The organism is Kitasatospora sp. NPDC030952 (genome assembly GCF_055571335.1).
This window is the reverse complement of the sequence record NZ_JBVIFM010000011.1, coordinates 14,022-40,463: the sequence shown is the minus strand read 5'-3', so window position 1 is coordinate 40,463 and position 26,442 is coordinate 14,022. Positions and strand designations below refer to the sequence as shown.

22 protein-coding genes are annotated in these 26,442 nt (G+C 72.5%); 7 read left to right on the top strand and 15 right to left on the bottom strand.

The annotated features are described in order from the left end of the window. Positions 1-227 precede the first annotated feature (227 nt). Complete coding sequence (gene arc, locus ACZ47G_RS20215) at positions 228-1,994, bottom strand: proteasome ATPase (protein ID WP_465744479.1); 1,767 nt, start codon at positions 1,992-1,994, stop codon at positions 228-230. A gap of 284 nt (positions 1,995-2,278) precedes the next feature. Between arc and ACZ47G_RS20210 the strand changes: the two genes are divergently transcribed. After that, positions 2,279-2,584, top strand: a complete 306-nt coding sequence (locus ACZ47G_RS20210; protein ID WP_465744477.1) for a ferredoxin — start codon at positions 2,279-2,281, stop codon at positions 2,582-2,584. A 208-nt stretch (positions 2,585-2,792) separates the two neighbouring features. Here ACZ47G_RS20210 and ACZ47G_RS20205 read toward each other — a convergent pair whose 3' ends face one another. The 3 genes from ACZ47G_RS20205 to ACZ47G_RS20195 form a co-directional block, all read right to left on the bottom strand. Further along, positions 2,793-3,407, bottom strand: coding sequence for a hypothetical protein (locus ACZ47G_RS20205; RefSeq protein ID WP_465744475.1), 615 nt, complete (start codon positions 3,405-3,407; stop codon positions 2,793-2,795). Between the two features lie 174 nt (positions 3,408-3,581). Next, positions 3,582-4,541 (bottom strand): tRNA (adenine-N1)-methyltransferase, encoded by a 960-nt coding sequence (locus ACZ47G_RS20200; protein ID WP_465744473.1) that lies wholly within the window; start codon positions 4,539-4,541, stop codon positions 3,582-3,584. A gap of 48 nt (positions 4,542-4,589) precedes the next feature. Continuing rightward, complete coding sequence (locus ACZ47G_RS20195) at positions 4,590-5,801, bottom strand: site-2 protease family protein (protein WP_465744471.1); 1,212 nt, start codon at positions 5,799-5,801, stop codon at positions 4,590-4,592. A 282-nt stretch (positions 5,802-6,083) separates the two neighbouring features. Here ACZ47G_RS20195 and ACZ47G_RS20190 point away from each other — a divergent pair, with 282 nt between their 5' ends. Both ACZ47G_RS20190 and ACZ47G_RS20185 read left to right on the top strand, forming a co-directional pair. Then, on the top strand, positions 6,084-6,998 hold the full coding sequence (locus tag ACZ47G_RS20190; RefSeq protein ID WP_465744469.1) for a RecB family exonuclease: 915 nt from the start codon (positions 6,084-6,086) through the stop codon (positions 6,996-6,998). Further along, the gene (locus ACZ47G_RS20185) at positions 6,998-7,669 is read left to right on the top strand and encodes a response regulator (protein WP_030286109.1); all 672 of its coding nucleotides are present in this window, start codon (positions 6,998-7,000) and stop codon (positions 7,667-7,669) included. Before ACZ47G_RS20190 ends, ACZ47G_RS20185 begins: the two co-directional genes overlap by 1 nt. Positions 7,670-7,744: 75 nt before the next feature. Here the strand turns inward: ACZ47G_RS20185 and ACZ47G_RS20180 are convergent, their stop codons facing one another. The 3 genes from ACZ47G_RS20180 to metH all read right to left on the bottom strand — a co-directional run bounded on the left by ACZ47G_RS20180 (position 7,745) and on the right by metH (position 13,915). Further along, positions 7,745-9,352, bottom strand: a complete 1,608-nt coding sequence (locus ACZ47G_RS20180; RefSeq protein WP_465744466.1) for an ABC transporter substrate-binding protein — start codon at positions 9,350-9,352, stop codon at positions 7,745-7,747. A 210-nt stretch (positions 9,353-9,562) separates the two neighbouring features. Next, positions 9,563-10,267, bottom strand: coding sequence for an HAD family hydrolase (locus ACZ47G_RS20175; protein WP_465744464.1), 705 nt, complete (start codon positions 10,265-10,267; stop codon positions 9,563-9,565). A gap of 138 nt (positions 10,268-10,405) precedes the next feature. Further along, on the bottom strand, positions 10,406-13,915 hold the full coding sequence (gene metH, locus ACZ47G_RS20170; protein ID WP_465744462.1) for a methionine synthase: 3,510 nt from the start codon (positions 13,913-13,915) through the stop codon (positions 10,406-10,408). Positions 13,916-14,058: 143 nt separating this feature from the next. Between metH and ACZ47G_RS20165 the strand changes: the two genes are divergently transcribed. Beyond that, a complete protein-coding gene (locus ACZ47G_RS20165) occupies positions 14,059-15,141 on the top strand; it encodes a glycoside hydrolase family 18 protein (protein ID WP_465744460.1) in 1,083 nt (360 codons plus the stop codon). A gap of 37 nt (positions 15,142-15,178) precedes the next feature. Here the strand turns inward: ACZ47G_RS20165 and ACZ47G_RS20160 are convergent, their stop codons facing one another. Beyond that, entirely contained in the window at positions 15,179-15,700 is a 522-nt protein-coding gene (locus ACZ47G_RS20160; RefSeq protein ID WP_465744458.1) for an SRPBCC family protein, read from the bottom strand. Positions 15,701-16,049: 349 nt separating this feature from the next. Here ACZ47G_RS20160 and ACZ47G_RS20155 point away from each other — a divergent pair, with 349 nt between their 5' ends. Further along, the gene (locus ACZ47G_RS20155; RefSeq protein WP_465744456.1) at positions 16,050-17,003 is read left to right on the top strand and encodes a PAC2 family protein; all 954 of its coding nucleotides are present in this window, start codon (positions 16,050-16,052) and stop codon (positions 17,001-17,003) included. 80 nt (positions 17,004-17,083) lie between these two features. Here the strand turns inward: ACZ47G_RS20155 and mshC are convergent, their stop codons facing one another. The 6 genes from mshC to ACZ47G_RS20125 form a co-directional block, all read right to left on the bottom strand. After that, positions 17,084-18,313, bottom strand: a complete 1,230-nt coding sequence (mshC, locus tag ACZ47G_RS20150) for a cysteine--1-D-myo-inosityl 2-amino-2-deoxy-alpha-D-glucopyranoside ligase (RefSeq protein ID WP_465744454.1) — start codon at positions 18,311-18,313, stop codon at positions 17,084-17,086. A 237-nt stretch (positions 18,314-18,550) separates the two neighbouring features. Then, on the bottom strand, positions 18,551-19,393 hold the full coding sequence (locus ACZ47G_RS20145; RefSeq protein ID WP_465744452.1) for a dioxygenase family protein: 843 nt from the start codon (positions 19,391-19,393) through the stop codon (positions 18,551-18,553). Positions 19,394-19,520: 127 nt separating this feature from the next. Continuing rightward, positions 19,521-20,450, bottom strand: a complete 930-nt coding sequence (locus ACZ47G_RS20140; protein ID WP_465744450.1) for a helix-turn-helix transcriptional regulator — start codon at positions 20,448-20,450, stop codon at positions 19,521-19,523. 109 nt (positions 20,451-20,559) lie between these two features. Beyond that, entirely contained in the window at positions 20,560-21,345 is a 786-nt protein-coding gene (locus ACZ47G_RS20135) for an SCO1664 family protein (protein WP_465744819.1), read from the bottom strand. Positions 21,346-21,401: 56 nt separating this feature from the next. After that, positions 21,402-21,968 carry a DUF3090 domain-containing protein gene (locus tag ACZ47G_RS20130; protein WP_380462658.1) on the bottom strand — a complete coding sequence of 189 codons (567 nt, stop codon included), beginning with the start codon at positions 21,966-21,968 and terminating at the stop codon, positions 21,402-21,404. A gap of 230 nt (positions 21,969-22,198) precedes the next feature. Next, positions 22,199-22,891 carry an MSMEG_4193 family putative phosphomutase gene (locus tag ACZ47G_RS20125; protein WP_465744448.1) on the bottom strand — a complete coding sequence of 231 codons (693 nt, stop codon included), beginning with the start codon at positions 22,889-22,891 and terminating at the stop codon, positions 22,199-22,201. Between the two features lie 179 nt (positions 22,892-23,070). Between ACZ47G_RS20125 and ACZ47G_RS20120 the strand changes: the two genes are divergently transcribed. Beyond that, positions 23,071-24,051: a magnesium and cobalt transport protein CorA gene (locus ACZ47G_RS20120; RefSeq protein ID WP_465744446.1), complete on the top strand. Its 981-nt coding sequence runs from the start codon at positions 23,071-23,073 to the stop codon at positions 24,049-24,051. 75 nt (positions 24,052-24,126) lie between these two features. Here the strand turns inward: ACZ47G_RS20120 and ACZ47G_RS20115 are convergent, their stop codons facing one another. Further along, positions 24,127-25,173 (bottom strand): LLM class F420-dependent oxidoreductase, encoded by a 1,047-nt coding sequence (locus tag ACZ47G_RS20115; RefSeq protein ID WP_465744444.1) that lies wholly within the window; start codon positions 25,171-25,173, stop codon positions 24,127-24,129. Between the two features lie 239 nt (positions 25,174-25,412). Between ACZ47G_RS20115 and ACZ47G_RS20110 the strand changes: the two genes are divergently transcribed. Continuing rightward, positions 25,413-26,393 carry an aldo/keto reductase gene (locus tag ACZ47G_RS20110; RefSeq protein WP_380462666.1) on the top strand — a complete coding sequence of 327 codons (981 nt, stop codon included), beginning with the start codon at positions 25,413-25,415 and terminating at the stop codon, positions 26,391-26,393. Positions 26,394-26,442 lie beyond the last annotated feature (49 nt).

Genomic DNA, 26,442 nt, shown 5'->3' with positions numbered 1-26,442 from the left:
CGGCCCTCCTTGCCCGGTGCGCCGCCCCCGACGGGCGGAACACTCTGACGTACCGCTGAACAACACCGGCGCCGGACAGCTGCCCGCGGACGGTGGGTCGAGCCTATTTCCGTGCCGACCGGCGGGCCCCCCGAGACGCGCCGTCCGGCTGCGGGGCCGCGAGGCGCCACAGCCGGACGGGGTGCGTACAGCTCCGGGGACCGCTGGCGGCCCGGACAACCGCGTGCTTACAGGTACTGCCCCGTGTTGGCGACAGTGTCGATCGAGCGGCCGGACTCGGCGCCCTGCTTGCCGGTGACCAGCGTGCGGATGAAGACGATCCGCTCGCCCTTCTTGCCGGAGATGCGGGCCCAGTCGTCCGGGTTGGTGGTGTTCGGCAGGTCCTCGTTCTCCTTGAACTCGTCCACGCAGGCGGCGAGCAGGTGGGAGACGCGCAGACCGCGCTGACCGTGGTCGAGGAAGTCCTTGATGGCCATCTTCTTCGCGCGGTCGACGATGTTCTGGATCATGGCGCCGGAGTTGAAGTCCTTGAAGAACAGGACCTCCTTGTCACCGTTGGCGTAGGTGACCTCCAGGAAGCGGTTCTCCTCGGTCTCCGAGTACATCCGCTCCACGACCGACTGGATCATCGCCGCCACCGTGGCCCCGACGGAGCCGTCGTGCTCCTTGAGGTCGTCCGGGTGGAACGGCAGCGAGTCCTTGAGGTACTTGGAGAAGATGTCCTTCGCGGCCTCGGCGTCCGGGCGCTCGATCTTGATCTTGACGTCCAGCCGGCCGGGCCGCAGGATCGCCGGGTCGATCATGTCCTCGCGGTTCGAGGCGCCGATGACGATGACGTTCTCCAGGCCCTCCACGCCGTCGATCTCGGCGAGCAGCTGCGGGACGATGGTGTTCTCCACGTCCGAGCTGACACCGGAACCGCGGGTGCGGAACAGCGACTCCATCTCGTCGAAGAAGACGATGACGGGCGTGCCCTCGCTCGCCTTCTCCCGGGCCCGCTGGAAGACCAGGCGGATCTGCCGCTCGGTCTCGCCCACGTACTTGTTGAGCAGCTCGGGGCCCTTGATGTTGAGGAAGTAGCTCTTCCCCTGGGGGCGGCCGGTGACCTCGGCGACCTTCTTGGCCAGCGAGTTGGCGACCGCCTTGGCGATCAGCGTCTTGCCGCAGCCGGGCGGGCCGTAGAGCAGCACGCCCTTGGGCGGGCGCAGCTCGTACTCCTTGAAGAGGTCGGCGTGCAGGTACGGCAGTTCGACCGCGTCGCGGATCAGCTCGATCTGGTTGCTCAGACCGCCGATCTGCCGGTAGTCGATGTCCGGGACCTCCTCGAGGACCAGCTCCTCGACCTCGGACTTCGGCACCACCTCGTACACGTAGCCGGAGCGGGGCTCCAGCAGCAGGGCGTCCCCCGCCCGGATGTTGACCTCGCGCAGCGGTTCGGCGAGGCGCACCACGCGCTCCTCGTCGGTGTGGCCGACGACCAGGGCGCGTTCGCCGTCCTCGAGGATCTCCTTGAGGGTGACGATCTCGCCGATGCGCTCGAAGGCCATCGCGTCCACGATGTTGAGGGCCTCGTTGAGCATCACCTCCTGGCCGCGCCGCAGTTCGTCGAGGGCGACGTTCGGGCTGACGTTCACACGGAGCTTGCGACCGCCGGTGAAGATGTCGGCGGTACCGTCCTCGTTCGCCACGAGGAAGGTGCCGAAACCGGCCGGGGGCTGTGCCAGCCGGTCCACTTCCTCCTTGAGGGCCACGATCTGGTCGCGGGCCTCGCGCAGGGTGGAGGCGAGTCGTTCGTTCTGGGCGGTCACGCCGGCCAGGTTGGTCTGGAGCTCGACGATCCGCTCTTCGAGGATTCTCGAATTGCGCGGCGAGTCGGCGAGCTTGCGGCGCAGTACGGCGATTTCCTGCTCAAGGTACGAGACCTGAGCGGCCTCGTCGGAACCACGAGCGGGCCTGCCGGTGCTGCGGTTGTAGTCGTCATCGTGGGCTGCCACGGTCCTCACCTCCTCCGGGGAGCTGGACGCTTCCAGACCCTACCTGGGACCAGGGGTCCGTAAACCCCTAGATCAAGAAAGATGGAACGGGCGTGTCCGATCTTCGCCCCAGCGTGCTTCCCCTCTGCTAAGGGGATACCCACCGCTCACCACCCAAAGCGGGCCAGATGTATCGTCGAGCGAAGCGATATCCGATCGCGACCGCGGTGCTGGGTCCGATCGTTGTACGAATGGCGGGATTGCTCCAGGAATAGGGGCGACCCGGGACAGAAACGGCAGGGGACATGTCGGTGACGGAGCAGACCGCGGCAGCGACCGAGGAGCTGGAGGTGTGGATCGACCAGGATCTGTGCACCGGCGACGGCATCTGCGTCCAGTACGCGCCAGAGGTCTTCGAGCTGGACATCGACGGACTCGCGTACGTGAAGGGCGACGACGACGAACTGCGCCAGCAGCCCGGGGAGACCGCCCCGGTGCCGCTGACGCTCCTTCAGGACGTGGTGGACTCGGCCAAGGAGTGCCCCGGCGACTGCATCCACGTGCGCCGGGTCGCCGACCACGTCGAGGTGTACGGGCCGGACGCCGACTAGGGCCTGTCTTCAAACTCCCGTCGTCGGCCCGGAGGGCGGGCGGGGCGGCGTTGGGGTGCGTGCATCGCAAGGCGGAGGTGGGGGCACCTCCCGGCCGAAGGCTGGGGGCGGAGCCCAATGCAGCGCATTGGCGACCGACGACAACGCGGCGAGGTGCGTGCCCCGGCGGCGGCCCGCAGACGGGAGTTCGAAGACAGGCCCTAACGGTTCAGCTCCGGCCGACCGGGGCGGCGGACTGGGAACGCACCCAGCCGCCGCCCTTGCGCGTCCAGGTGAGGTCCAGTGAGACGTCGGGCCGGAAGCGCGGCACGTCGTCGCTCGAATACCCCTGCGCGTGGCCGGTGATGGCGCCGTCGGAGCGCACCGCGAGCCGGTTCAGGGTGAGGTTCTCGCGGTCGGCGAGCAGGGTGGCGACCACCGCCGGGTGCCCGTCCGGGCCGAAGCCGAGCAGGTAGACGGAGTCCGGCGGGGTGCCGGTGTCGGTGTCGCAGTGCGCGGCGACGACCGTACCGGGGTGGCCCTCGCCCAGTTCGGCGGGCACGCTGAGCACCGTCTTGACCGGGAACGGGCCGCAGTCCATGGGCGGTTGGGCCTTGGCCGGATCGGGGGCGGCGCTCGCGGCCAGCGCCTTGGGGGTACCGCCGCGGGCCGGCAGCGGGGTGCCGGTCGCCGGGGAGGCGGCGAGTGCGGCGGCCACCACCGCGCCGCAGCCGGCCAGGGCGAGGGCCCAGTGCCAGGGGGCGGTGCGTGCGTGGCCGGGCCGGGTGGGGCCCTGCGGTGTCTGCTGTCCAGCCGTCGCCGTCGTCCCGACCGCGGTCTCCACCAGGCGTCCCCTCCAGAGCTCCAGGAGCTGGTCTGCGTGTGAGCGAGCATCGTCCCACACCCGTGGGAGGCGGCGAACGGCCGGGGAGCCGTACCTGGAGGCGAGCCTGCGGCGAACAGCAAAGGGGCGGCGCGAGCTGTTCGCTCGCACCACCCCTTCGGTACGGGTCCGGGCTCAGCCCAGGTCGGGCTGGTCCGCGTCGGTGTCACGGGCGGCCTTGCGGGCCGCGGCGCGCTCCTGCAGCGACGGCTCGGGCGCCCCGCTGTCGTAGTCCTCGCCGTAGGCGCCCTTGGCCGGGCGGCGGCGGCGCAGCGGCGGCTCGACGCCGTCCGCCAGGCGGCGGGCGGTGAGCAGGAAGCCGGTGTGGCCGATCATCCGGTGGTCCGGGCGGACGGCCAGGCCCTCCAGGTGCCAGGTGCGGACCATGGTCTCCCAGGCCTGCGGCTCGGTGAAGGTGCCGTGGTCGCGCAGCGCCTCGACGGTCTTGGACATCTGCGTGGTGGTGGCCACGTAGCAGCAGATGAGGCCGCCGGGGACGAGCGCCTCGGAGGCGACGTCCAGACACTCCCAGGGCGCCAGCATGTCGAGGATGACGCGGTCGACGTCGGTCTCGACCAGGTTGTCCTGGAGGTCGCCGACGGTCAGCTTCCACGCCGGGTGCGAGCCGCCGAAGTAGCGCTCGACATTGCCCTGGGCGATGTCCGCGAAGTCCTGCCGGCGCTCGTAGGAGGCCAGCATGCCCTGCTCTCCGACGGCGCGCAGCAGGTACATGCTGAGCGCGCCCGAGCCCACACCCGCCTCGATCACCCGGGCACCGGCGAAGATGTCGGCCATGGCCAGGATCTGCCCCGCGTCCTTGGGGTAGATCACGGCCGCGCCACGCGGCATGGAGAGGACGTAGTCGGGGAGCAGGGGGCGCAGCGCGAGGTACGGGACGTTCCCCGTGGTGCGCACGACCGTGCCTTCAGGAGCGCCGATCAGCTCGTCGTGCGGGAACGCACCCTTGTGGGTGTGGAACTGGTTCCCGGCCTGGAGCGTGAACGTGTAGTGGCGACCCTTGGGGTCGGTCAGCTGGACCTGGTCCCCGACCTGGAAGGGCCCGCGTCGGCGGGCGGCACCGGTCGGTTCGGACATGCGGCCAATCCTAAGGTAAGCGGGGCGCCCCGCCTCACCAGGCCCTGGTCACCGGCCCGACACCGCGGCGGTGAGGCGCTGTTCGATGTCGGTGAGGGCGGCCACGCCGTACACCCGGCCGTCCGCCTCGACCACCAGGTACTCCCCCGCCGGGGTGGCCTGGATGGCCCGCAGCAGGGCCTCGCCGCCGAGGTCGGCGTCCAGCCGCAGCCCGGGTTCGAGGTCGCGGGCGAGCGGGCCGACGGCCACCCAGGGGCGGCGGTGCTCCGGTACGGCCCGTACCGCCGACTCCCGGACGATGCCGATCGGGTCCCCCCGGCCGTCCACCACCACGACCGCGCCGGCCTGGGCCTCGTGGGCCCGGCGCATCGCCTCGCCGAGCGGGGTGTCGGCGGTGACCTCGACGGTGCGGCGGGCGAGGTCGCGCAGCCGCAGCTCGGGCAGCGCCGCCTTGAGCCGGGCGTTGCGCAGGCTCCCGGTGGCGCCGTTCCAGATGATCGCCGCCAGCACGGCGGCCAGCACCGCGTCCACCAGGGTGTCGGTGGTGCTGAGTTCGGCGCCGCGCGAGGCGCTGAGCAGCGGCAGGCCGAACAGCACCACGACCGCCAGCGCCCGGCCGATCCAGGCCGCCGCCACCGTGCCGGTCATCGCCCTGCCGGTGACGGCCCAGACCACGGCGCGCAGCATCCGCCCGCCGTCCAGCGGCAGGCCGGGCAGCAGGTTGAAGGCGGCGACCACCAGGTTGGAGACCATCAGGCCGGTCAGCAGCACCCCGGGCACGCTGGACAGTTCGACGGCGCGCAGCGCGAGGTAGAAGACCCCGCCGAGCACCAGCGACAGCAGCGGGCCGACGAAGGCCAGCCAGAACTCCCGCCAGGGGCTGTCGGCCTCGTTCTCGATCTCGGAGACGCCGCCGAAGAACTGCAGCTGGATCCGCCGCACCCCCAGCTTGTAACGCAGCGCGACCAGGGTGTGGGCGAGTTCGTGCACCAGCACGGAGGCGTAGAAGGCCACCGCGAAGCAGAAGGCCAGCAGGTAGCGCACGCCACTGCCGAGTTCGGGCAGGACGTCGGCGAGCTGCCCGCCGAACACCCAGGTGATCAGGGCGGCGATGACGAACCAGGACGGGGTGACGTAGACGGGCACGCCGAAGGGGCGCCCCATCAGGAGACCGCCGCCGCGCTCCGGCGGCTGCCCGCCCGGGCGGTCGCCGTCCTGCGGTGGCTGGTCGGAGGTCTGCTGCCCCCTGGTGTCGCTCACCGTGATCCCTCCGGTCGTCCGCCCGTCGTGCCCCCGGGGCGCCCACGCTACGTGATCGCGGCCACTCGGTGCCGCGCGCCCCTCTGTCAGCCTTCATACCCACTGCACCGGCCGCGGACCGGCCCCGGACCCCGGACCGGCCCCGGCCCGGGAAAGGCCTGGGCCCGGGAAAGGCCTGGGCCCGGGAAAGGCCCGGGCCCGGGAAAGGCCCGGGCCCGGGAAAGGCCCGGGCGGCAGCACCGTGGCAGCGGGATGACAGCAAAGGGCAATAGGGTCGTAGCCATGCAGCAGACCGACACCACCAGCGCCGCCGTGGCCCCGGCGCGCCCGGCGGCGCCCCCGACCGGGCTGTCCCCGTCCCGCGCGGGGGACTTCCTGACCTGTCCCCTGCTGTACCGGCTGCGGGTGATCGACCGGCTGCCCGAGCCGCCGAGCCAGGCGGCGACCCGGGGCACGCTGGTGCACGCGGTGCTGGAGCGGCTGTTCGACAGCCCGGCGGCCGAGCGGACGCCGGAGCGGGCGCTGGGCCTGCTGCGCCCGCAGTGGGAGCGGCTGCTGGGCGAGCGCCCGGAGCTGGGCTCGCTGTTCCCGGACGACCCGGACGGCGCGGCGCTGACCCGCTGGCTGGCGGACGCCGAGAAGCTGGTCGGCCAGTGGTTCCGGCTGGAGGACCCGACCCGGCTGCACCCGGTGGAGCGCGAGCTGTACGTGGAGACGGCCCTGGAGTCGGGGCTGCTGCTGCGCGGCTACATCGACCGGGTCGACGTCGCCCCCACCGGCGAGGTGCGGCTGGTGGACTACAAGACCGGCCGGGCGCCCTCGCGGGACTTCGAGGGCAAGGCGATGTTCCAGATGAAGTTCTACGCGCTGGTGGTGTGGCGGTGGAAGGGCGTGATCCCCAAGCGCCTCCAGCTGGTCTACCTGGGCGGCGGCGGGGACGTGGTCAGTTACGACCCGGACGAGGCCGACCTGCTCGCGGTGGAGCGCAAGCTGCAGGCGCTGTGGGAGCGGATCGCCCAGGCGGTGGCCACCGGGGACTTCCCGGCGACCCGCAACCGGCTCTGCGACTGGTGCGACCACCAGGCCAGCTGCCCGGAGTTCGGCGGCACCCCGCCGCCGTACCCGCTGCCGCTGCCGCCGAGCCGTACGTCGGATGAGAGAGATCCCACGGGGGATCCGATGAGCAAGGAGTCCTAGTGACGATCCGAGTGCTGCTGGTCGACGACCAGCCGCTGCTGCGCACCGGTTTCCGGATGATCCTGGAGGCCGAGTCCGACCTGGTGGTGGTCGGCGAGGCCGGCGACGGCCAGCAGGCGCTGGACCAGGTGCGGGCGCTGCAGCCCGACGTGGTGCTGATGGACATCCGGATGCCGCGGATGGACGGCGTCGAGGCGACCCGCCGGATCGCCGGTCCGGGCCGCGACGGGCCGGCCAAGGTCCTGGTGCTGACCACCTTCGACCTGGACGAGTACGTGGTGGAGGCGCTGCGCGCGGGCGCCAGCGGCTTCCTGCTGAAGGACGTCCCGGCGGAGGAGCTGGTGCAGGCGATCCGGGTGGTCGCGGACGGCGCGGCGATGCTGGCGCCGAGCATCACCCGCCGGCTGCTGGACATGTACGCCACCAAGCTGCCCTCCGGCGAGGAGGCGCCGCCGCAGGCGCTGAGCGCGCTGACCGAGCGGGAGTTGGAGGTGCTGAAGCTGGTGGCGCGCGGGTTGTCGAACGCGGAGATCGCGGCCGAGCTGTTCGTCAGCGAGACGACCGTGAAGACCCACGTCGGCCATGTGCTGACCAAGCTCCAGCTGCGCGACCGGGTGCAGGCGGCGGTGTACGCCTACGAGAGCGGGCTGGTGCGGCCGGGCACCCTGTAGCCGGCCGGAACGTGACGGCGGCCCGCCCGCTCCCCGGTGCTTCGGGGGAGCGGGCGGGCCGCCGTGCGTGGCGCGCTACTTGCCGTTGCGGCCGATCTCCCAGAAGCGGAAGAAGCCGGTGGTGTCGACGGTGGACTCGACGCCGGTGATGTCCGCGCGGGCCGCGTAGAAGGACTTGTTCTGGTACAGCGGGAGCAGCGGCACGGAGTCCGCGACGATCTGCTGGATCTGCCCGTAGCCGGCCGAGGCGGCGCTGCGGTCGGCCTGCTTGAGGCCGTCCGGAATCAGCTTCTGGCTGATCCTCGGGTCGTCCCAGCCGGTGTGGAAGATGCCGCCGTCGACCAGCAGCGGGGCGATGTAGTTGTCCGGGTCCGGGTAGTCGGCGAACCAACCGACGATGTACGCCTGGTACTTGCCCGCGGTCCAGCCCTTCTTGTAGGCGTCCCAGTCCGGCTCCTGCTGGACCGTCACCTGGAACAGGCCGCCGGTCTCCAGCTGCTTCTTGATCGTGTCGGCCTCGCCGTTGCCGGCCCGCGAGCGGGACCAGGTGAGGGTGAGCTTGACCGGGGTCTGGACCTTGTTGTCGGCCAGGGCCTTCTTGGCCTTGGCCACGTCCTGGTCGCCCCAGCGGTCGAAGAAGGCGGTGGTGTGGCCGGTGACGCCGGCCGGGACCATCGCGTACAGCGGCTGGACGGTGCGGGCGAAGACGTCGCGGGCGAGCGCCTTGCGGTCGAGCAGCGCGGCGGCGGCCTGGCGGACGCCGACGTTGCTCAGCACCGGGTCCTTGGTGTTGAAGGCCAGCGAGCGGGTGTCGTTGCTGTCGCCCTCGACCACCTGGAGGTCGGTCTTGCCGCCCTGCTGGTCGGAGCGGATCTGGGCGGCGGTGTTGGGCTCCAGGCTGTTGTCGGTGACGTCGACGTCGCCCTTGTCCAGCGCGGCCTTGAGGTCGGCGGGCTTGTCGAAGTACCGGACGGTGAACTTGTTGTTCCGCAGCTTGGCGTCGCCGCTGTACTTGTCGTTGGGCACCAGCACGACCTTGCCCAGCTGCTTGCCGCCGGCCATCTCCTCGACCGAGTCGAAGCGGTACGGGCCGGAGCCGACCACCTTGTCGTTGGGGAGCGCCTTGTCGGCCGGGAAGACCTGGTGGTCGACGATGGCGCCGGCCGGGGAGGCCAGCTTGGCCGGCAGGGTGGCGTCGGGGGCCGACAGGTGGAAGACCACCTCGCTGTCGCCCTTGGCCTCCACGCTCTTGATCGAGGAGAGCAGGCCGGCCGGGCCGTTGGGGTCGTCGATCTTCTTGGTCCGCTGGATCGAGAACACCACGTCCTCGGCGGTCAGCGGGTGGCCGTTGGAGAACTTCAGGCCGGGCCGCAGGGTGCAGTGGTACTCGGTGGCCTCGCCGCCGGAGAAGTCGCAGGACTGCGCGGCGTCCGGGGAGGGCGTGCTGGCGGCGGCCGGGAAGGTCAGCAGCGACTGGAAGGTGTTGCGCAGCACCAGCCAGGAGCCGGAGTCGTAGACGATCGCCGGGTCCAGGGTGCCGGTCAGCTGGGCGGTGCCCATGGTGATCGACTTGCCGCCGCTGTCCCCCTTGACGGCGTCGGTGACCGATCCGCACCCGGCCACCGTCACGGCGACCAGACCGGCGCAGCCGAGTGCTGCCAGGCGTTCAGCTGAAGTCTTCACGGGAGCGTCCTTCGGGGGTGTCGCGAACCCGAGTAGCGTGCCATATCGAACACGCACGACCGATACCCGTGCAGATGACGTTTGGGACACGGTGGTTGAGGGCATCACGGCGCACCCGACGAGTTGTCAGCCAATGCCCGTTTTCTCCCCCGGACTCCTCGGAGCGAGGCGCTTACCGGTGAGTAGACCCCGGCCACAATGAGATGACAATCACACCCGCGAGACGACCAGCGAGCGCAGCAGGTCGAGATCGACCTGCTCCAGCGACGGCAGCACCAGCCGCCCGGGAGCCGGCTCGATCGGCGCCACCGAGGGGACCGCGATCACCGGGCAGCCGGCCGCCTCGCCCGCCCGCACCCCGGTCGGGGTGTCCTCGACGACCACGCAGCGGGCCGGCTCCGCACCCAGCCGACGGGCCGCCTCCAGGTACGGGTCCGGGAACGGCTTGGTACGCGGCACCTCGTCCCCGCCGATGGTGAAGGCGAAGCGCTCGGCACCCAGCGACCGCAGCACGATGTCGATCACGTGCCGGTGCGAGGCGGACACCAGCGCGGCCGGGACGCCGTGCGCGGCAAGGGTGTTGAGCAGCCGCTCGGCGCCCGGCATCAGCGGCACCCCGCCGGCCAGCAGGTCGACGAAGCGCTGGTTGACCAGCACCCCCAGGTCGGCCGGGGCGATGTCCACCCCGGTGCGGGCGACCAGGTAGTCCATCACCCTGGTCATCGGGCCGCCGACCACGTGGGCCCGGTCCTGCTCGTCCAGCTGGTGGCCCAGCTCGGCGAAGAGCGTGACCTCGGCCTGCCACCAGAAGTCCTCGGTGTCCACCAGCGTGCCGTCCATGTCCAGCAGCACCGCCTGCAGGCCGCGGTGGTCCCCGTGGTCGAGTGCCAGGGCGGCGGTGGAGCTGGTGGTCATGGTGGGTCCTTCCGTCCGATCCCAGCGGTTCCTGGGGATGGCACAGGCCGGCCCGCTGGTGAGCGGACCGGCCCGTTCAGGATCATCCAGGATACGCCCGCTTCGTCCGGAAAGAGCGAACGGAGCAGGGCATCGGGATTACCGGGCGTTGAAGTACTTCGCCTCGGGGTGGTGGATCACGATCGCGTCGGTGGACTGCTCCGGGTGCAGCTGGAACTCCTCCGACAGCACCACGCCGATCCGCTCCGGCCGCAGCAGGTCGGCGATCTTGGCGCGGTCCTCCAGCTCGGGGCAGGCCCCGTAGCCGAGCGAGAACCGGGCGCCCCGGTACTTGAGCGCGAACATGTCCTTGACGTCCTGCGGGTCCTCGCCGGAGAAGCCCAGCTCATAGCGGACCCGGGCGTGCCAGAACTCGGCCAGGGCCTCGGCCAGTTGGACCGAGAGCCCGTGCAGCTCCAGGTAGTCCCGGTAGGAGTTCCCGGCGAACAGCTCGTTGGCCGCCTCCGAGATCCGGTTGCCCATGGTGACCACCTGCAGCCCGACCACGTCCCGCTCGCCGGACTCCTCCGGGCGGAAGAAGTCGGCCAGGCAGAGCCGGCGGCCGCGCCGCTGGCGGGGGAAGGTGAAGCGGGTCCGCTCGGTGCCGTCCTCGTGGAAGACGATCAGGTCGTCGCCCTTGGAGTTGGCCGGGTAGTAGCCGTAGACCACGGCCGCCTCCAGCCAGCCCTCGGTCTGCAGCCGGTCCAGCCAGGCCCGCAGCCGGGGCCGGCCCTCGGTCTCCACCAGCTCCTCGTAGGACGGGCCGTCGCCGTTACGGGCCGCCTTGAGGCCCCACTGGCCCTTGAACAGCGCGTCCTCGTCCAGCCAGGAGGCGTAGTCGGCGAAGGGGATGCCCTTGACGATCCGGTCGCCCCAGAACGGCGGGGTGGGCAGGGCGTTGTCCAGCACCACGTCGGAGCGGATCTGGCCGAGGTTGACCTCGGGCTCCGGCTCCGCCACCTCGACCCGGGCGTGCCGGCGCTGCTTGAGCTCCGGCAGGGTCGCACCGGGCACCCCGCGCTTGACCGCGATCAGCGCGTCCATCAGCCGCAGGCCCTCGAAGGCGTCCCGGGCGTAGCGGACCTCGCCCTCGTAGATCTCGTGCAGGTCCTGCTCGACGTAGGCGCGGGTCAGGGCGGCGCCGCCGAGGATCACCGGGAAGCTGGCGGCCAGCTTGCGCTGGTTCAGCTCCTCCAGGTTCTCCTTCATGATCACGGTGGACTTCACCAGCAGGCCGGACATCCCGATGACGTCCGCCTTGTGCTCCTGCGCGGCGTCCAGGATCGCCGAGACCGGCTGCTTGATGCCCAGGTTGACCACGTTGTAGCCGTTGTTGGACAGGATGATGTCGACCAGGTTCTTGCCGATGTCGTGGACGTCGCCCTTGACGGTGGCCAGCACGATGGTGCCCTTGCCCTCGCTGTCGGACTTCTCCATGTGCGGCTCCAGGTGGGCCACCGCGGTCTTCATCACCTCGGCGGACTGGAGCACGAACGGCAGCTGCATCTGGCCGGAGCCGAACAGCTCGCCGACCACCTTCATCCCGGCCAGCAGGGTCTCGTTGATGATCTCCAGCGCCGGACGCACGGTCAGCGCCTCGTCCAGGTCGGCCTCCAGGCCGTTGCGCTCGCCGTCGATGATCCGGCGCTGCAGCCGCTCCTCCAGCGGGAGCGCGGCCAGCTCCTCGGCCTTGGAGGCCTTGACCGAGGCGGTGGAGACGCCCTCGAACAGCTCCAGCAGGCGCTGCAGCGGGTCGTAGCCGTCCCGGCGGCGGTCGTAGACGAGGTCCAGGGCGGCCTCGCGCTGGTCCTCGGGGATCCGGGAGATCGGCAGGATCTTGGAGGCGTGCACGATCGCCGAGTCCAGGCCGGCCTCCACGCACTCGTGCAGGAAGACCGAGTTGAGCACCACCCGGGCGGCCGGGTTGAGGCCGAAGGAGATGTTCGACAGGCCGAGGGTGGTCTGCACCTTCGGGTGGCGGCGCTTGAGCTCGCGGATCGCCTCGATGGTCTCGATGCCGTCCCGGCGGGACTCCTCCTGGCCGGTGGCCAGGGTGAAGGTCAGGCAGTCGACCAGGATCGAGCCCTCGTCGATGCCGTAGTCGGTGGTGAGTTCGGCGATCAGCCGCTCGGCGATCTCGACCTTCAGCTCGGCGGTGCGGGCCTGGCCCTGCTCGTCGATGGTCAGCGCGATCAGGCCGGCGCCGTGCTCGCGGGCCAGCGAGGCGATCTGCCCGAAGCGCGAGTCGGGGGCGTTGCCGTCCTCGTAGTTGACCGAGTTGAGCACCGCGCGGCCGCCGAGCGCCTCCAGACCGGCCCGCAGCACCGGCGGCTCGGTGGAGTCCAGCACGATCGGCAGGGTGGAGGCGGTGGCCAGCCGACCGGCGATCTCCTTCATGTCGGCGACGCCGTCGCGACCGACGTAGTCGACGCAGAGGTCCAGCAGGTGGGAGCCGTCCCGGATCTGGTCCCGGGCGATCTCCACGCAGGCCTGCCAGTCGCCGGCCAGCATCGACTCGCGGAACTTCTTCGAGCCGTTGGCGTTGGTGCGCTCGCCGATCGCCAGGTACGAGGTGTCCTGGCGGAACGGCACCGCCTGGTAGAGCGAGGAGGCCGAGGGCTCCGGCTGCGGCTCGCGCCGGGCGATCGGGCGGCCCTGGACCCGCTCGACCACCTGGCGCAGGTGCTCGGGGGTGGTGCCGCAGCAGCCGCCGACCAGCGAGAGGCCGTACTCGCGGGTGAACACGTCGTGCGCCTCGGCCAGTTCGGCCGGGGAGAGCGGGTAGTGGGCGCCGTCCTTGCCGAGCACCGGCAGGCCCGCGTTCGGCATGCAGGACAGGCCGATCCGCGCGTTCTTGGCGAGGTAGCGCAGGTGCTCGCTCATCTCGGCCGGGCCGGTGGCGCAGTTGAGGCCGATGTAGTCGACGCCGAGCGGCTCCAGCGCGGTGAGCGCGGCGCCGATCTCGGAGCCGAGCAGCATGGTGCCGGTGGTCTCCACCGTCACCTGCACCAGCACCGGGAGGTCCAGCCCGGCCTCGGCCAGGGCGCGCTTGGAGCCGAGGATCGCGGCCTTGGTCTGCAGCAGGTCCTGGCTGGTCTCCACCAGCAGGGCGTCGGCGCCGCCGGCGATCAGGCCGGCCGCGTTCTGCTGGAAGCCGTCGCGCAGCGTCTCGTACGGGGCGTGGCCGAGGGTCGGCAGCTTGGTGCCGGGGCCGATCGAGCCGAGCACCCAGCGGGTGCGGCCGTCGGCGGCGTGGGCGTCGGCCACCTCGCGGGCGATCCGGGCACCGGCCTCGGACAGCTCGAAGATGCGCTCGGGGATCTCGTACTCGCCCAGGGCGGAGAAGTTGGCGCCGAAGGTGTTGGTCTCGACGCAGTCCACGCCCACCGCGAAGTAGGCCTCGTGGACGGAGCGGACGATGTCGGGCCGGGTGCTGTTGAGGACCTCGTTGCAGCCCTCGAGGTTCTGGAAGTCCTCCAGCGTCGGGTCCTGTGCCTGGAGCATGGTGCCCATCGCACCGTCGGCCACCACCACCCGGGTGGCGAGTGCCTCGCGCAGCGCGTTCGCGCGGCTCTGCTGAGTGATGGACGGATCGGCTGCAGTGGCCATGGGGCGTCTCCCTGTGCGACGGCTGTCGGCTTTGCGCGCCCGCTTGCTCGGGCACGCACGTGGCCAGGGTATCCGGCGCACGGCCCCGGCTGCCGGTGCATTCCGTATCCTGGGCGCTCGACCGCAAGGGGGGGAGCAACCGCGTGGCCCGATTCGGGACCGTTGCGCGGCGCGCCGGTCGGGCCCTGGGGGCCCCGCTGCGCCGGTGGAGAGGCCTGTCGTGGTGGGGCCGCGCCCTGGTCGCGCTGGGGCTGGCGGCCGCCGTACCGGTCGCCGCGCTGGGCTCGGCGTTCATCGCGTTCCGGCTGCACTACACGGGTGAACCGGCCGCCGAGGCCCGCTCCCGGGGGCGGGACGCCTTCTGGCTCGGGCACGCCTGGGTGGACGGCCGCAAGACCGACGCCGACGTCGCGGCACTGGCCCGGCAGCTGGCCGGCACCGGCGTGCGCGACCTGTACGTCCACACCGGGCCGCTGGAGCACGACGGCTCGCTGCCGGACTCCGTCCACCCGAAGGCCCGCTGGTTCACCGAGGCCGCCCACCGGGCGCTGCCGGGGGTGCGGCTGCAGGGCTGGCTGGGCGACGAGGTCAAGCCCGAGCGGGACGCCCTGGACCTGGACGACGCACCCACCCGGGACCGGGTCACCGCCTCCGCGGCCCAGGTGCTGGACCAGGGCTTCGACGGCGTGCACCTCGACATGGAGCCGATCCGCCCCGGCACGGCGGGCTGGCTCGCCCTGCTCGACGAGGTCCACCCGGTGACGGCGGCCCGCGGCGCGAAGCTGTCGGTGGCGGCCCCGCAGATCGACCCGGTGCCCGGCCTGCACACGGCCGGCATCCTGCTCACCGACCACGGCAAGTGGTGGGACCAGGCGTACTTCCGGGAGACCGCCCGCCGGGTCGACCAGGTCGCGGTGATGGCCTACGACACCTCGATGCCGACCGAGCCGCTGTTCGGCGGCTACGTCGCCCAGCAGACCGAGCTGGCGCTGGAGGCCACCCCGCCGGAGGTCGACCTTCTGATCGGCCTGCCGTTCTTCCGGGACGACAAATGGGGGCACTGGGGCGACGCGGAGACCGTCCCGGCGGCCGTCCGGGGCGTCCGGCTCGGCCTGGGCCGGCAGGACCCGCGGCGGGCGAACTTCGGGGTCGCGCTGTACGTGGACTTCGCCGCGACGCCGGAGAACTGGGCGGCGGACCGGGACGGCTGGGTGAATCCCGCCTGACCCGCTTCCGACCCGACCCGCTTCCGGCCCGACCCGCTCAGGCCGCCATCCGGTGCGCCAGGGCGCCCAGGTAGCGGTGGACGGTGGCGTCCTCGCCGACCAGGTAGTGCGCGACGGCCCGGTCCAGCGGCCTGCGGACCTCGCCGCGCTCGGTGACGGTGAGCGAGCAGCCGGGCCCGGCCGGGGAGAGCAGGTACGTCCAGGTGCCGCCGTAGGGCAGGTCCGGGTCGGCGATGCCGGTCACCAGCCGGTGCGGGGCCTCGCTGGCCACCACCTCGTAGGTGGTGTGCCCGTGCCGGTCGTACTCGCGCCAGCGCGGGCGGCCGCCGGCCCCGGCGGGCAGCCGCTCGACGTGGGTCAGGCCCGGGCGCCAGGCGGGGTAGAGGTCGATGTCGGTCAGCACGTCCCAGACCGCGCCGGGCGGCTGGGCGAGCTCCAGCCCGCCCTCGGTGACGTGCTCGACCGGCAGCCGGCGCCCGGCCCGGTCCGCCGCCAGCAGCGCGGCCCCGGCCAGCGCCGCCGTGCCCGCGCCCGCGCCGATCCACAGCCATCGGTTCATCGGTCGGCCCCTTCCGCCCGGACCCTGCCTCCCCATCATCGCGCCGCCGCGCCCGGCGGGCGATCCGTACCCCTGCGTCGCCGCCCGGGCGCCGTGCGTCCCCGCCGGGCGACCTGACGCAGCGTCAGCCACGACGGGCCGGATATCCGCTGGATCACGGCGGCCCGCTCCCCCAGACTGTCCCGGTGCCCGACCGCCATGCGCATCAAAGCCCGTAGGCTGGGCAGGTAGGGACCATGGAGCGAGCCGTTCCATGGGAGACGAGAGGTTCGACTGGCGGGAGCCGGCCCGCCCCGGCAATCCAGCCGAGGCGGTGCGGGTCCGACCGCCGACCGGAGGGAGACGCTGGGTGATCGAGCTGGAAGATGTTCCCGAGTTGATCGACCCGGTGATGGTCTGCGCCTTCGAGGGGTGGAACGACGCGGGCGACGCCGCCTCCGCGGCCCTGGCGCATCTGGACGAGACCTGGAGCGGCAAGGTGATCGCCGCCCTGGACGCGGAGGACTACTACGACTTCCAGGTCAACCGTCCGACGATCTGGCTGGACGGCGGCATCCGCCGGATCACCTGGCCGACCACCAGGCTCTCGGTGGTCCGGGTGACGGAGCCGGTGACCAGGGACGTGGTGCTGGTGCGCGGCATCGAGCCGAGCATGCGCTGGCGCTCGTTCTGCAACGAGCTGCTGGGCTTCGCCCACGAGCTGGGCATCGAGCTGGTGGTGATCCTGGGCGCACTGCTCGGCGACACCCCGCACAGCCGCCCGGTGCCGGTCAGCGGGGTCACCTCCGACCCGGAGCTGGCCCGCCGGCTGGACCTGGAGGAGAGCCGCTACGAGGGGCCGACCGGGATCGTCGGGGTGCTCCAGGAGGCGTGCACCCACGCCGGGGTGCCGGCCGTGACGCTGTGGGCCGCGGTGCCGCACTACGTCGCCCAGCCGCCCAACCCCAAGGCCACGCTGGCGCTGCTCAACAAGCTGGAGGACCTGCTGGACCTGCGGGTCCCGCCGGGCGAGCTCGGCGAGGACGCCCGGGCCTGGCAGCTGGGCGTGGACCAGCTGGCCGCCGAGGACAGCGAGGTGGCCGAGTACGTCCAGCAGCTGGAGGAGGCGCAGGACACCGCGGAGCTGCCGGAGGCCTCCGGGGACGCGATCGCGCGCGAGTTCGAGCGCTATCTGCGCCGCCGGGAGAACGTCGGCCCGACCGGCGAGAAGCCGGTGTCGGGGCACGCGACGGCCGAGCGGCCGGCCGAGCCGGAGGGGCCGGGCACCACCCGGGAGAGCCAGGACGGGGCCGAGGACGAGTAGGGCCTGACCGGCCCGTCACCACACGCCGAAGGGGCGCCAGGACCTCGGTCCCGGCGCCCCTTCGGCGTGTGGTGACGGGGTTACAGCGCGACGCCGAGCAGGGCGTCCACCGTCCGGGAGACCAGACCGGGCGCGCCGATGTCGGAGCCGCCCTGGTTCTCCTGCTGCGCGGCCCAGCGGTCGACCGCGGCCAGCGCGGCGGGCGCGTCCAGGTCGTCCGCCAGCGCCGTGCGGACCTCGGCGAGCAGCTGCTCGGCCGCCGGGCCGTCCGGCCGGGAGACCGCGGCCCGCCAGCGGGCGAGGCGCTCGACGGCCTCGTCCAGGACGCCCTTGGTCCACTCCCAGTCGGCGCGGTAGTGGCGCGAGAGCAGCGCCAGGCGGATCGCCGCCGGGTCGACGCCCTCGCGGCGCAGGGCCGAGACGAAGACCAGGTTGCCGCGGGACTTGGACATCTTGTGCCCGTCCAGCGCGACCATGCCGGCGTGCACGTACGCCTTGGCGTACGGGTGCGAGCCGGTGGCGACCTGGGCGTGCGAGGCGCCCATCTCGTGGTGCGGGAAGGAGAGGTCGCTGCCGCCGCCCTGGAGGTCGAAGGTCATGCCCAGGTACTGCAGCGCGATGGCGACGCACTCGATGTGCCAGCCGGGGCGGCCGTGGCCGAGCTCGGTGTCCCAGGCGGGCTCGCCCGGGCGGGCGGCCAGCCAGAGCAGGGCGTCCAGCGGGTTGCGCTTGCCGGGGCGGTCCGGGTCGCCGCCGCGCTCGGCGAAGACCGGGCGCATGGCCTCGCGGCTGAGGCCGGAGACCTCGCCGAAGTGCGGGTCGGCGTCGACCGAGTAGTAGATGTCCTCGTCGACCTTGTAGGCGGCACCGGAGGCCAGCAGCTTCTGCACGATCGGGACGATCCACGGGATCGACTCGACGGCGCCGACGTAGTGGGCCGGCGGGAGCAGCCGCAGGGCGGTCATGTCCTCGCGGAAGAGGGCCGTCTCGCGCTCGGCGAGGGCCACCCAGTCCTGGCCGGTCTCGACGGCGCGCTGCAGCAGCGGGTCGTCGACGTCGGTCACGTTCTGGATGTAGAGGACGTCGTGACCGGCGTCCTTCCAGACCCGCTGCACCAGGTCGAAGGCGTTGTAGGTGGCGGCGTGGCCCATGTGGGTCGCGTCGTAGGGCGTGATGCCGCAGACGTAGATCCGGGCGGTGCCGTCCTGCGGCACGACCTCGCGGACCTTGCCCGCTGCGGTGTCGTAGATACGGAGGGGGAGCCCCTGACCAGGCAGGGCGGGAACCTCGGAGGCGGGCCAGGCATGCATGGGATCGACCTTAACCTTGAGAACATTTGAAAGCCTAACCAGTAACGAAGATCGACTGGATTCGCTTCCTGTCGTTGCCTGGTCACCTTGCGACTGATAGAGCATGTTCCGTTTCGGGCGTATGACTCGATCCGTTCGGTTACGGACATGGGTGTTCGATTACGGAGATGGGTGAGCGCCCGGTCGGCCCTGCCGCCGACCGGGCGCCCGGCTCCTCAGGAGCAGCGGCCGGAGCCGCTACGACCGCTGCCAGAGGGCCGGCACGTTCGGCGGCTCCCAGCCGGCCATGGCGGTGTGCGCCTGGAGGCAGACGTAGGAGGCGCCGGAGTAGGTGACGCGGTCGCCCGCGCTGTACGCCCTGCCCAGGGTCCAGCTGCCGCCCGGCGGCGTGGTGGGCCCGCCGGTCGGGGTGCCGGTCGGGGTGGCGGTGGCCGTCGGGCTGGGGGTGCCCGGGGTCTGCGGCACGTCCAGGACGAAGTCGAAGGTGGCGGTCTCGCCGGAGCCGTTCTGCTGGACGTTCATCAGCAGCCGGGCGTCGTAGATGGTGTCGGTGTTGTTGCGCGGCTCGCCCGGGAAGTAGAGCTGGGTGGTCAGGATCGGGCGGCCGGGGGCCTGGACCTTGACGTGCAGGTGCCGGGTACGGCCCGGGTAGAGGCCGGGGACGATGGTGTCCAGGTGGTAGGCGCCGTTGGCGTCGGTGAACTGGTGGCCGCGGAAGGTGTAGCCGACGTTGTCGTAGTTGCCGCCGTCGTCGGCCTGCCAGAAGTCCAGCAGCACGCCGGAGACGGGCCGGCAGGCGCGGCCGAAGACGTAGCCGCTGACGGTCAGCCGGGTGCCCGGGCCGTCGTTCACCATCGAGCCGCGCAGCGGGGAGTCCGGCTTGAAGTACGGTCCCTCGATCTGCTCGATGGTGGGGTCGTCGCCGTCGTGGCACTCGGGGGTCAGGCCGGGGGTGCGGCCGGTGCCGGCCTGGTCCCGGGCCAGCGCGACCCCGCCGCCGATCAGCAGCGGCGCGGCCCCGAGCGCGGCGGCGGCCTTCAGGACGGTCTTGCGGCTGATCATGCCGTCGGACGGGGGCATGCGCCGTCTCCTTCCGGTGGATTCCTCATGGGGGTGGGGGCGGCCCTTGCCATGGTGGGGGCATGACAAGGGCCGAAACCGACCGCCGTCCGCGCGCTGGACCGGCCGCCGGTGGCCAGTAGGAACGCTACGGACCGTCCGGCGCGACGGCGATGGACATGATCCGGGGATCATGGTGATTTCCGTCGACCCGGGCGCGGAACTCCCCCGGGGTCATCCCGGTCTCCCGCCGGAAGAACCGGCAGAAGTACGCCGGGTCCACGAAGCCCGCCTCCTTGGCGACCTGGCGGATCGTCAAGTCCGTGCAGGCGAGCAGGCGTTTGGCCTCCAGGGTCTGCTGCCGGCGGATCAGCCCGCCCGGGGTGCGGCCGGTGGCCTGCTTGACCAGGGTCTGCAAGTGCCCCGGGGAGACGCCGAGTTCCTGGGCGGTGGAGGCCACCGAGTGCCGCACCCCGCCCGGCTTGGCGATCAACCGGGTGAAGGCGGCGGCCAGTTCGGCCGGCCGGGTGGGCACCGCGGGCCGGTCGTCCGGGGTTCGGGCGCGCAGCGCCCGGACGATCAGGATGTGCAGGCTGGCGCGCAGCACACCCTGGTAGCCGGGCGCCCTGGTCAGGTACTCCTGCTCCATGTCGGCGAGCAACCCGTCGACGGCACCGGCCTGTTCACCGAGCGCGATGCCGGGGCGGGTGGCTAGGGCGCGCAGCGCGGCGAGGTCCTGCGGGTGCCCCAGCAGGAAGTCCTCGTTGAACAGGACGACCCGGCCGGCCAGCCCTTCGGCCTCCGCCCAGTGGTGCACCTGGCCGGGCGTGATCACGCACAACTGCGGTGGCGCCAGCGGCCGGTGGACCAGGTCCAGGACGTGGGCGCCGTGGCCGCCGGTGACCTGGACGATCTCGTAGAACGAGTGGCGGTGGGGGAAGTTGGCACGGGAGAGCGGGCCGATCGCGTCGAAACTTCCGATGGCGAAGGGCAGTACGTGGGGCAGCGGGACCTGCAGGCGGTGCAACGGCAGGTCCGGCGCGACTCGGGGGGTGGGGGTGGTCCGTCGCACGTCCATCGGAGCAGTGTGCGACCTGTTCCGGTGACAGGTCCAGACCACCGGCCGGTAGGGTTCACCGGACGGACCCGGCCCCGGCGCGGTGCCCCGGTGGGGTCAGAACGGCGGATCAGACCGGCGGCCAGGGGATCGCGGGCCAGTCCGCGGACGGCAGCGGGTGCCGGCCGGAGTCCCGCAGCCCGGCCACCCGGGCGCGGGTGGCGTCCAGTTCGGCACCGGTCAGGTGCGGGGCGAGGCGCTCGGCCAGCTCCCCGTCCAACTGCCCGGCCAGCCGGGCCAGCACCTCCAGCGCCTCGGCGGGCAGCGGGTCGCCCGCCCAGCCCCAGAGCAGGGTGCGCAGCTTGCCCTCGGTGTTGAAGGTGACGCCGTGGTCGATGCCGTACACCCGGCCGTCGGCGGCGGGGATCAGGTGGCCGCCCTTGCGGTCGGCGTTGTTGAGCACCGCGTCCAGCACCGCGAGCCGCCGCAGCCGCCGGTCGTCGTGGTGCACCAGCAGCGCGGTGCGCCCGTCCTCCACCTCGGCCCGGACGATCGGCAGCCAGCCCGCCTCCGGGCCCGCCGGATCCTGCAGCGCCAGCAGCGGCTCGGCGTGCGGATCCGGCTCGACCCACAGCTGCACCATGCCGGGCCCGTGCGGACCCTCGCGCAGCACGGTGGGCGGGATCAGCTCCCAGCCGGTCGCCGCGGACAGCTCGTACGCGGCGACCTCGCGGCCGGCCAGCGTGCCGTCCGGGAAGTCCCACAGCGGGCGTTCGCCGGCCACCGGCTTGTAGACCGCCTGGGCGCTCAGCGAGCCGTGCTCGACGGTGCAGTACAGCGCGGCGTTGGAGGCCTCGGTGAGGCGTCCGTGCACGGTCAGCGCGCCCTGGCGCAGCAGCGCGAGGGCGGTGGGCACGTCGGCGGCGAGGGCGGCGGCGACCGCCGGGTCGGCCTGCGGCGGGGTCTCGGTGTTCAGCGCCGGTAGCCGTTCGCGCGCGGGCACAGGTGGCCCTCCGGGTCCAGCGGCAGGTTGCAGAACGGGCAGGGCTTGCGGCCGGCCGCGACCAGGTCCAGGGCGCGCTTGGCGAACACCCGGGCCATCGCGCCGGACAGCCGCACCCGCAGCATGTCGGGGCCGTTCTCGTCGTCCTGGAAGACCGCCTCCTCGGCGTCCTCCTCCTCGTCCTCCACCAGCGCCTGGGCCTCGACCACCAGGCAGGCGTCCACGCTGTCCCAGGCCAGCGCCATGGTGCCGACCCGGAACTCCTGCTCCAGCGGGAGGTCCAGCGGGGCGGTGTCCAGCAGGTTCTTGGGGGCGGCGGCCGGGATGGCGGCGTCGCCGCCGCTGCGCCGCAGCGCCTCGTCCAGGACCTCCTCGATCCGCTCGGCCAGCGCGGCCACCTGGTTCTTCTCCAGCAGCACGCTGGTGATCCGGCCCCGGGCACTGGCCTGCAGGTAGAACGCCCGGGCGCCGGGCTGGCCGACGGTGCCGGCCACGAAGCGTTCGGGCTGGTCGTAGAAGAAGACCTGACGGGGCACGCTCTAGCTCCGGATCGGGTTGTCCAACTGGGCAGGTGGTCGAACTGCGGGGCACTCAGGTGGGGCACTCATCAGCCACCCTACGACCTCCGGGCCCCGGCGGGGGAGCCGAGCCGGGGCCGCCGGGCGGGGGTGGCACCCGCGGGCCCGGGGTGTGCCGCCGGACCGGACCCGTCAGGCCGGACCCGTCAGGCCGTACCCCTCGGGCGGTAGTGCTCGGGCGGTAGTGCTCAGGCCGTGCCGCCGACCACCGCGTCGCCGACCGGGGTGGCCGGGGCGGCGGAGGGCCGGGGCGCCAGCGAGGAGAGGTCGCCGGTGTCGCCCATCCTGAGCACGAAGGGCCGCTGCGGGGTGTAGCGGATCGCGGTGACGGAGCAGGGCTCGACGCTGATCCGCTGGAAGTGGTCCAGGTGCAGGCCGAGGGCGTCGGCCACCACCGCCTTGATCACGTCCCCGTGCGAACAGGCCACCCAGACCGCGTCCTCACCGTGCTCGGCGGCGATCTTGGCGTTCCACTCCCGGACGGCGCCGACCGTACGGTGGCTGAGCTCGCGCAGCGACTCCCCGCCCGGGAAGGCCGCGGCGGCGGCGTGGTCCTGCACCGTGCGCCAGAGCGGCTCCTTGGCCAGCTCGGCCAGCGGACGGCCGGTCCACTCGCCGTAGTGGCACTCCCCCAGCCGTTCGTCCTCGGCCGGCCCGCCCAGCTCCGGGCGGACGGCGAACAGCGGCTCCAGGGTCTGCCGACAGCGCTCCAGCGGGCTGCTGACGGCCTGCACCAGCGGGATCCCGGCCAGCCGGCCGGCCAGCGCGGCGGCCTGCGCGCGCCCGGTGTCGTCCAGGTCCACGCCGGGGGTCCAACCGGCCAGGATTCCGGCGGTGTTCGCGGTCGAGCGGCCGTGGCGGACGAGCAACAGGGTGGGCATGGGGCTCAGCCTACGGCCTCCTGGCTCGGCCGTGGGGCCGGTCGGGACAGCGGGCGGGAGCCTCGGCGTGCCGATCGGCTGGCCTCGGAGTGCCGGTCCGGGGCGGCTCCGGCCGCCGGTGGCCCCACCGGCGCCCCGGCTCCCGACTACCCGGGCGCGTCCGGGGAACAATGGCCCGCATGATCGTCCACTGCGCCGCGTACCAGGACGGCCGCCGGCTGGGGGCCTCCGAGGACCTGACCGACTCGCTCACCGCCGCCCGCGAGGCCGGCCCGGGAGCCTTCGTCTGGATAGGCCTCTTCGAACCCACCACCGAGGAACTCGACCGGGTCGGCAAGGAGTTCGCGCTCCACCCACTGGCCGTCGAGGACGCCGTCAGCGCCCACCAGCGCCCCAAGGTCGAGGCCTACCAGGGCTCGCTGTTCGTCACCCTCAAGACCCTCGGCCATCACGCCGACACCCACGCCGTCACCAGCGGCGAGGTGATGGTCTTCCTCGGCCCGGACTTCGTGATGACCGTCCGGCACGGCGCGGACGCCCCGCTCAGCGGCCTGCGGGCCCGGCTGGAGCAGCAGCCCGGACTGCTGCGCTACGGGCCCAGTTCGGTGCTGCACTCGGTCTGCGACACCGTGGTGGACGGCTACGTCGAGGTGGCCGCCGCCCTGCAGGCGGACCTGGACGAGCTGGAGGCGGACGTCTTCGCCCCCGGCCGGATCGGCCGCGACACCGCCGGACGGATCTACGGCTACAAGCGCCAGGTGATGACCGTCCGCCGCGCCACCGTCCCGCTGCTGGAACCGATGCTGCGGCTGGAGCGCGGCGCCCCCTTCGTCCAGCCCGAGACCGCCCCCTACCTACGGGACGTCGCCGACCACCTGGCCCGGGTGAACGACCAGGTGGACGGCATGGACCGGCTGCTCTCCGACATCCTCGGCGCCAACCTGGCGCAGGTGAGCGTCCAGCAGAACAACGACATGCGGAAGATCTCGGCCTGGGCGGCGCTGGCCGCCGTACCGACCATGATCGCGGGCGTGTACGGGATGAACTTCGACGTGATGCCCGAGCTGCACGAGCCCTGGGGGTACCCGGCGGTGCTGTCGCTGATGGCGCTGGTCTGCGTGGTGCTGCACCGGGTGTTCAAGCGGCACGACTGGCTGTAGTGCCGCCCACTCCGGTTCCGCGCACGGGCTGCGCCGGGCCCATCGGCCAGGCCAGGCCAGGCCAGGCGTTACGGGCTACGCCAGGCCGGCCCGCTCCAGCGCGTCGACGCCGGTGCGCAGCGCCTGGATCCGCTCGTCCAGGGTGAAGCCGGACGGGGCCAGGGTGAGCGTGGTGACGCCCGCGTCGGCGTAGGCCTGCATCCGGTCGGCGATCCGGGCGGTGTCGCCGATCAGCGAGGTGGCGTCGATCAGGTCGTGCGGGACGGCGGCCGCGGCGCCGGCGTAGTCCTTGGCCAGGTACTTCTCCTGGATCTCGTCGGCCGCCTGCTCGTAACCCATGCGCCGGGTCAGCTGGTTGTAGAAGTTCTTCTCCTTGCTGCCCATGCCGCCGATGTACAGCGCGGCGTAGGAGCGCAGGCCGTCGACCGCGGCCTTGATGTCCTCGCCGACCGCGATGTTCACGGTGGGGCAGAGGTCGAAGCCGTCCAGCGTCTTCCCGGCCTTGGCGCGGCCGGCCGTCAGGGCGTCCAGGGAGAGCGCGGAGTGCTCGGGCGAGAAGAAGATGCCCAGCCAGCCGTCGGCGATCTCGCCGGTCAGCTCCAGGTTCTTCGGGCCGATCGCGGCGATGTACAGCGGGATCTGCTCGCGCACCGGGTGCACGGTCAGCTTGATCGGCTTGCCCGGGCCGCCGGGCAGCGGCAGGGTCCAGTGGGCGCCCTCGTGCACCAGGCGCTCGCGGGACATCGCCTTGCGGATGATCTCCACGTACTCGCGGGTGCGGGCCAGTGGCTTGTCGAACTTCACGCCGTACCAGCCCTCGGAGACCTGCGGGCCGGAGACGCCGAGGCCGAGCCGGAAGCGGCCGCCGGAGAGGGTGTCCAGGGTCGCGGCGGTCATCGCGGTCATCGCCGGGGTGCGGGCCGGGATCTGGAAGATGGCCGAACCGACGTCGATCCGCTCGGTCTTGGCGGCGACGAAGCTCAGCACGGTCGCGGCGTCGGAGCCGTACGCCTCCGCCGCCCAGCAGACCGAGTAGCCGAGCCGGTCCGCCTCCTGGGCCACCGCGATGTTGTCGGCGTCCATGCCGAGTCCCCAGTAGCCGAGGTTGATGCCGAGTCGCATGTGCCGAACCTTCCAGTCGGGTGGGCTTGGTGGCGAGGGTAGCCGCGCACGCGCGGTCATGCTACTGACGGGTACCGGTGGCTCGGGTCACACCGGGCGCATTGATCGTTCTGCGGGTCTGCGCCCCTGCCCGGGTACCGGCCGCTACGCTCAGCCGACGTGGGGAGCGCTCTCCCCACCTGCGCGTTTACAGGGGCTACCGGGCCACCGGTACCACCGGCCAGTGGAGGGCCCGTCCGATGGAAAAGCGTCACCTCGGCCGCACCGGCCTGCAGGTCTCCCGCCTCGGTCTCGGCACCATGACCTGGGGCCGCGACACCGACGAACACGAAGCCGCCGAGCAGCTCAAGGAGTTCGTCGACGCCGGCGGCAACCTGGTCGACACCGCCGACGTGTACGCCGACGGCGGCGCCGAGTACCTGATCTCCCGCCTCACCGACAGCCTCATCCCCCGCTCCGAACTCGTCATCGCCACCAAGGCGGGCAGCGTCCCCGAGTCCCACCGCCGCTTCGACGGCTCCCGCGGCCACCTGCTCGCCGCCCTGGACGCCTCGCTGCGCCGGCTCGGCACCGACTACGTCGACCTGTGGCAGGTCCACGCCTTCGACCCGACCACCCCGGTCGAGGAGACCCTCAGCGCCCTCGACATCGCCGTCACCTCCGGCCGCGCCCGCTACACCGCGGTCTGCGACTTCAGCGGCTGGCAGCTCGCCAAGGCCGCCACCTGGCAGCGCGCCCACCACGACCGGATGCCGCTGGCCGGGGCGCAGCTGGAGTACTCACTGCTGCAGCGCGGCATCGAACGCGAGGCGCTGCCCGCCGCGCTGGACGCCGGGGTCGGGATCCTGGCGGGCTCGCCGCTCGGCCGCGGGGTGCTCACCGGCAAGTACCGGCACGGCGTCCCGCAGGACTCGCGCGGCGCCTCGCCCCACCTGACCGGATTCGTCCAGCCCTACCTCGGCGAGCGCTCCCGGCGGATCGTGGACGCCGTCGGCACCGCCGCCGACGGGCTCGCCAGCAGCCCGCTCGCGGTCGCGCTCGCCTGGGTCCGGGACCGCCCGGGAGTGGCGAGCGCGCTGGTCGGGGCACGTACGGTGGCACAGCTGCAGGCGGCACTGTCAGTGGAGGCGCTTACGCTTCCGGGTGAGATCCGCGGCGCGCTGGACGACATCTCGTCGCCGGTGCACCGCTACCCGGACCAGGGGTGGACCGAGCTGTAGGCCCCTGGACCGGGTTGTCGAGCAGAACGTGCAGTGGAGTGACCTTTGG